The 7130-nt window shown below is 33.9% G+C and carries 5 protein-coding genes; 2 read left to right on the top strand and 3 right to left on the bottom strand.

Going from position 1 to position 7130, the window contains the following annotated elements:
* The first annotated feature begins 20 nt into the window (after positions 1-20).
* On the top strand, positions 21-1820 hold the full coding sequence (gene mrdA, locus F6K22_RS25565) for a penicillin-binding protein 2 (protein ID WP_375340195.1): 1800 nt from the start codon (positions 21-23) through the stop codon (positions 1818-1820).
* Between the two features lie 1291 nt (positions 1821-3111).
* The gene (locus tag F6K22_RS25560; RefSeq protein ID WP_293104480.1) at positions 3112-5319 is read left to right on the top strand and encodes a serine/threonine-protein kinase; all 2208 of its coding nucleotides are present in this window, start codon (positions 3112-3114) and stop codon (positions 5317-5319) included.
* A 212-nt stretch (positions 5320-5531) separates the two neighbouring features.
* Here the strand turns inward: F6K22_RS25560 and F6K22_RS25555 are convergent, their stop codons facing one another.
* The 3 genes from F6K22_RS25555 to F6K22_RS25545 are packed head-to-tail and all read right to left on the bottom strand — an operon-like array spanning position 5532 to position 7055.
* The gene (locus F6K22_RS25555; RefSeq protein WP_293104477.1) at positions 5532-6020 is read right to left on the bottom strand and encodes an HNH endonuclease; all 489 of its coding nucleotides are present in this window, start codon (positions 6018-6020) and stop codon (positions 5532-5534) included.
* Entirely contained in the window at positions 6001-6408 is a 408-nt protein-coding gene (locus F6K22_RS25550; RefSeq protein WP_293104475.1) for a hypothetical protein, read from the bottom strand. Before F6K22_RS25550 ends, F6K22_RS25555 begins: the two co-directional genes overlap by 20 nt.
* 14 nt (positions 6409-6422) lie before the next feature.
* Positions 6423-7055: a hypothetical protein gene (locus F6K22_RS25545; RefSeq protein ID WP_293104472.1), complete on the bottom strand. Its 633-nt coding sequence runs from the start codon at positions 7053-7055 to the stop codon at positions 6423-6425.
* Positions 7056-7130 lie beyond the last annotated feature (75 nt).

Genomic DNA, 7130 nt, shown 5'->3' with positions numbered 1-7130 from the left:
TATTTATAAATCAAGAAATCATGGTGCGTGAATTTTCTTTTTCTTTTGGGTTCCGGAAAATAGAAGAGGATAACCTCTCATATCAGGAACGTCAGTCACGCTTAATCTACCGAACAATAGTCATAATGTTATTGACCACAACTATAATTGGTCTACAAGTGACTCGTCTGGCTCAACTACAATTAATCCAAGGTAAACAGAACAGGGAACGAGCAGAAAACAATCGCATTCGACCTATTCCAGTCCCGTCTAATCGAGGAGTAATCCTAGACCGCAATGGCAAAGCCTTTGCATCTAATCGTCTCACCCGTTCCATATACTTATGGCCAAAAGAACAACCAAAAGAGCAATGGAAAATTACTGCAGCCAAACTCAGCCCCATAATTAATGTACCAGCCGACAAAATTTTTGAAAAAGTAGAACAAGCGATTACTTCAGGAGAAAGGAATATATATCTTACCTATCAAGTTAGCCGTGACACTTTTATCACTTTACAAGAAAGGGCTGAGGAATTTCCTGGTTTAGAAATCAGAGCTGAATCAACTCGTTATTATCCTCATGGACAATTAGCATCCCATATCATTGGATACCTTGGTGAAGTTACACTAGAAGAACTACAAGCTAATCCCGAATACCAAATGAGAATGATGGTTGGTAGGATAGGAGTTGAAGCTAGTGCTAATGATGTACTAGCAGGCAAATGGGGTCAGCGTCTTATAGAAGTTAATGCCCAAAATCGGGAAATACGTCTCTTTGCAGAAGAAGAGCCTCAAGGTGGAAAAACGGTAAAGTTAACCCTCGATCTAGACCTTCAAAAAACAGCAGAAAAAGCTCTTGGTTTTCGCAAAGGAGCTGTAGTTGCTCTAGATGTTAATACAGGGGAAGTCCTAGCAATGGCTAGTTATCCCAGATTTAACCCCAATGTCTTTACAAAACCTATGCTTGAAAAAGAATGGCAAGCTCTTCATAATAAAGAACAATCATTTCTCAATCGAGCGCTCCAAGGTTATCCCCCAGGTAGTACATTTAAAATGGTTACTTCCGCTGCTGCTATGGGGTCTGGCAAATTTTCTCCTTACTCAATTGTCCAAACTTCTGACTCCATTTATGTTGGAGGTATTAGTTTTAATGAACATAGTGGGGGATATGGTGCTATTGGTTTTAGGACTGCATTGGCTTATAGTAGTAATACTTTTTTTTATCTGGTGGGTCTGACTATTGGTCATGCAGAAATATCTAAATGGGCATATAAACTTGGTTTAGGAGGCAAAAATTTAAACCTTCTGGGCATACCTGCTACATATAATGGTCTTATTCCTACGGAAGAAGATAAACGCCAAATTTATAATGATGCCTGGTATTTGGGTGATACAATCACTATGGCAATTGGTCAGGGTCTGGTTTTGGTGACGCCTTTAGAGTTGGCAGCAGCAGTAGCAGCGATCGCTAATGGTGGGAAAGAGGTTAAGCCTCATTTGTTGGCCGATGAAACTAATTCTCCGGAAATGAAACCTATTCCTACGGGGTTGAAACCAGAATATGTTAAGGCGATTAAGGAAGGGATGATTGATGTTGTTTATTATGGTACGGCACGTTCTCTTTATGATGGTACTATTCCTCTTACAGGAGGAAAAACAGGTACATCAGAAATAATTGGACAAAGGTCTCATTCTTTGTATGTGGGTTTTGGGCCAGCTTATCGGTCAAAAATTGCGATCGCTGTAATTGTTGAGAATGGTGGTTATGGTTCTGTTGCTGCAGCTCCAGTTGCTAAACAGGTTTTTCAAACTTATTTTAGGAAGTATAGCCAAGTTCAATAATTAATAATTAATAATTAGCAATTAATAATTAATTATTAATTCTTACCTCTTCTTTTCAAGAATAAGATTGGTTAAAAGGGAAATTTTTTTCTTTTTTGAAATTGATATTCAACCGTTTCAAATTGTTTGTGTAAATGCTTGGGAAATATATACCCAAGTTTAACCTTATTTCTTGTTCCTTATATCAAGTTTCATTAAGGGAATAGCAGAAAATAAATTATCCCAATTTTTGTACTAATCACGTTACTGGTTACTCCTTATTCCCTTACTTTTTCAATTTCTTCCCTACTCCCGTAGGGGCGATTCGCGCATCGCCCTTACTCCCTTATTTTCATAGCTAATGGGATAATTTTTTATTTGGAAGTCCCTAATTAGCCATAATAAAAATTATATAGCTGTTGAACCGAGAATATTTTTTCAGTGCGGTATGCTGCGCAAACAAATTTCCCCCTATTCTCTATAGCAGTCCTATTTTATTTGTGTATAAAAATCTTACCACTTTTAGGGAACACTTAATACTTAACTGGCGGGAGTTTCAGTTTTTTTATCTACTTTTTGATTACCCGCAACCTATGGGCGGATTGCTATATTCCCTATTTTGGCATTCCAGAAATACCTTTGAACAATAATATCAATCCCCCAACTAAAATTGTTATCGCTACACCACCAATCAATAAATCAAGCCAACCAGTATTTTCCATAATTAAATTAAATTTAGGGAATAGGGAATAGGGAATAGGGAATAGGGAATAGGCAAAGAAACAATTATTTGTAACTTCTAATTCAGCATAACTTTAGGAGTATTAATACTGAGACCCCCACCCCTGTAGAGTCATTTCAATCTTTGGCCTTATTCAAGCTTTAAGATTTAGTCGATCAACAAGTTTATTAATATTTATTCTGTAAGCATTCAGATGTTACTAAAGTTAGGTAGTTGACCAATTTCATCCATAACTTTTAATTCTGCAGGAAAGGACTATTTCCTCCTTCCTTGAGAGTTAATAACTAAACGCTGATAGCTGATACGCGATGTGCTGAATGCTTACTTTATTCTACAAACCGTCTCTCTAATATTTAGAGATATCATATATATTTTGTCACAGTCAATACTGAGTTGACTAATAATCATTAAATTTTTATTTAATTTCCTGACTCTTCTGTAAATTAGAGTGAATCATAGATACTATAGTATTTATAAATTTTTCTTGAATATCATTAAGGAGTACACAATAAATCTGGAGAAGAAGCAGTATAAATTCCTATTAGATATTAAATTTACTAATTTTTTTCTATGAGCTATTGTCTCAACTTACATTGCCAACAGCCTGAAAATCCCAGCGATGTCGAATTTTGCCAAACTTGTGGTTCAAACTTGTTACTGCGAGGTCATTATCAAGTGATTAAACCTATTGGGAATGGCAGCTTTGGCAGAACTTTATTAGCAGTAGATTTAGATAGATTTAATACGCCTTGCGTTGTTAAACAATTTTCTCCACAAAATCACAGTTTACTCTCTACTAATAAAGCATCAGAATTGTTTAAAAGAGAGGCAGAACAATTACTGAAGTTAGGTGGAAATCCCCAAATTCCGACTTTTTATGCTTATTTTGAAGAAGATGAAAATCTCTACTTGGTAGAAGAGTTAATTACCGGACAAAATCTCCTGCAAGAATTAGAAGAAGAAGGTGCATTTAGTGAGCAAAAAATCTGGAAAATATTATATGAAATATTACCACTACTAAAATTTATTCACGAAAAGCAAGTAATACATAGAGATATAAAACCAGAAAATATATTACGAATTAATAGTTCAAATTCACAACTAACAGGAAAAAATCTAAAATATCAATTAGTTTTAATAGATTTTGGTGTTGCCAAGCTAAATAATCAAACAGACCAGAATAAAATGGGTACTATTACTGGCACATTAGGATACGCGCCAATAGAACAAATACGGGGTGGTAAAGCATATCCAGCTAGTGACCTTTATAGTTTAGGCATGACTTGTATTCATTTACTGACTCAAGTACCACCTACCCAACTTTTCGATCCATTTAGTGGAGAGTTAATTTGGCGATCGCTTCTAATTCAAAAAGGGATAAAAATTAGTTCTAATCTAGAAAAAATTCTAGATAAATTAGTCAAGGATTTAGTCAAGGAAAGATATCAATCAGCTACTGAATTACTTATAGAAATTGCTCTGATTCCGACTAAAAAAGGAAAAGCAAAGCCAGAATCTCAAAATATTAATCAATCAGAAAAAACATCTTTAGAAAAATTCCCAATACATCAAAAAAATCCAGACAAAGTGTCTCAGATTGATGTGATTGTGCAGGCAGAAATAGAAGCATGGAAAAATCAAAAAAAATCAGGACAATTAGCAGATTATAAGCAAATAAAAATATCTGATAATAACGGCGATAGTTACCAACCAATTACGCCAAAACTATCATACAATAACCATCTCAACCATGAATCAGAACTAATAGATAATGTCATAGAATTTGATAGGAAAAAAGCAAATTTACTTCCCACAAAAACCAAAATTAGAAACTATGTAGAACTCTCTCAGTTATGGAAAACTGTACAAATTCTCAAAGATAATACTGCTCCTATAAATAGTATAGCCATAGATAACCACGGTTTTATTTTAGCAAGTGGTAGTGATGATAAAGCAATTAGACTATGGAACCTCCAAACAGGACAACTTTTGCATAAATTTTTAGGTCATACTGCTGAAGTTTATGCAATAGCTATTACTGCGGATGGTAGAAGAATTATTAGTGCTGGAGATGATAGAACAATATTAGTTTGGAATCTACAGAAAAAAACAATTGCAGATAGATTTTATAGTTATTCAGGTTCTCCTTATAGTCATCGCGATGGTGCTATTTTTTCAGTAGCTATTAGTCCGGATGGTGAAACTGTAGCAAGTGGAAGTGCTGACCATACAATTAAAATTTGGAATCAACGAAATGGAGAATTACTATATAAATTACATGAACATTTAGATAGAGTTTTTTGTGTAACTTATAGCAAGGTCAACAATATTTATACAGAAATAAATCATTCTCAGAATCAAATTTTTGCTAGTTGTAGTGCTGATGGTTCTATTAAAATTTGGCAGGTAGGTTGTTGTGAAAGTTTGAGAACATTAAGAGCACATTCTGGGGGTGTTTATTCAGTTGCTTTTAGTTCGGATGGTAAAATTTTAGTGAGTGGGGGTGCAGATAAAACGATTAAATTATGGGATGTTGATACTGGTGAGTTATTAAATACTTTAAAAGGTCATTCTCGTGGAGTTTTGTCAGTAGCTATTAGTTCAGATAATCAAATTCTTGCTAGTGGGAGTATTGATGGTACGGTTAAGTTATGGAATTTGCAAACTGGGAAGTTATTGGATAGTCTTTGTGGTTATCATCCGGTGCAGTTTAGTCCGGATGGTAAAACTTTAGTTAGTGGGGGTGAAGGAGGGAGGATATTAATTTGGAGATTGTAGGAATATTATGTTGGTAAATAAATAGGATAGGAGATATAGAAATACAGCGCATTCGGTGGTTTATGAAGTACAGTAGCACGAGTCGCTTTTTAAATAGTTTTTGAAGTATGGAATTAAGTTTTCATTCAAAATGTACGCCAATCTAGCAGAACCACTGTACCACACTTACATGGAATAGGCTGCATCTTTCCCATTCCTATTTCAACATTTTATTAATGCGGATTGGGATATCTCTTAAAAACTGATTCTTTTAATGATTTAAGATGTTCTAGTTTGTGTTCTAATTCAAACATGAGATTATCACTTTTTTGATTATTGCAACGCCAACAAATTGCTTCTAAGTTATCATAATCAAACATTTTTTCTGGAAAACGAGCTTTATTCAATTTGTGGTCAATAGTAACGTAATTTTGGTGAAAGTATAATAAACCAGCTTGATTTATATCTAATTTCCCATCAACTCTTTTATATTCATAACCTCGCCTTCTTGCCTCTGTTTTAGACTTAGTAGAATATTTTCTACCATGCACCATTTTTTTCCCACAATAGGGACATGGTTTTGAATTTTTATTAGCTCTATATGTATTTGGAGTTATCAACCCTTCTTTTGGGTCTTTAATACATGGTACTGTTTGATTTTTCTCCCAAATATCTCTGATTTCAGAAGTATCGTATAGTGTATCAAGTCGTGGTTTGCTCATTGTATCTATACTCCATTGCTGTTTCGTATGTGGCAAAGCGTTTTTTAGTTTTATTAAATATGTCTGTTGCTTTTTCTAAAAGTCTATCTATTTTGTCAACTTTCTGTTCTACAACTTCTTCAATATGTTCTGTTTCATGGAGTGATTGATTAATTGCGCCAATAAGATCGCCTTTATTAAGTTTATGTTCAAAGATAGTGGCAACATTATTATTCACTATATTGACAAAAGACATGAGTATTTCCCATGATTTTTGAACTTGCTCCCATCCTCGATTAAAAAATCCTTTTGTTCGAGCTTCTTTTTGTTGTGAAAGTGTCAAAGTTTTGAATTTATCTGTATTTCTCTGTTGCCATTGTCGGTAATTTAAACCTTGAATTATATTCATTGAAACAACCTCTTCTAAACTACTTTTTTATCAAAAAAATATTCAATTTTCTGCCATACATCTATACCGTAGTGCTTGATAATATATTTCTTGGTCATATTTTGTTGATGCCTTAATACATCAAGTTTATTGTCAACTTCTTTTTGGAGTTGATGACCTTCTGAAACAATTTCCTTTGCAATTTCTTGATGTTCTTCCAGAGCATCTTTTAAATCTTCTACATCATTTTCATAGTCAGTCTTATGTACTAAATTTTTTTCCTTTAATAATTCAGCACGCTCTTTACCTACTTTAGATAGTGCATTTTGTAACCATCGACCTATTCGTAGAAGCTCAGAATTTTCAGGATTTAAAAATTGTTGTAGTTGACTTTCAGCTTTATCTGCTCTTTCTTTTTCTGCATTTGCTTTAGTTTCTGCCACTTCTGCTTTTTTATTTGCTTTACCTGTATTTTGACTTAACATATATCTATTGTAAGTATTTGCAGGTTTGACAATTTGCAAAGGACGTAAATTCTCATACACCTCTAAGATATCTTCATCTGTCAGCTTTAAATCTAGATACTCTTGTCTGATACCTGAATTTTTAGCTATTATACGAATCTTTTCTTTTCTTTCTTTTTTACTTAATCCTATTGTTGTTTTCATCTTTTAATTTTTAATTGTTTAACTAAAATTGGCAATTAATTCGTAAGCATTCAGCGGTCAGCTCTCAGCTAGAAG

Source organism: Okeania sp. SIO2F4 (assembly GCF_010672385.1).
Taxonomy (GTDB): Bacteria; Cyanobacteriota; Cyanobacteriia; order Cyanobacteriales; family Microcoleaceae; genus Trichodesmium.
Note: the sequence above shows the minus strand (reverse complement) of the source record. Positions and strands in the feature narration are given on the sequence as shown.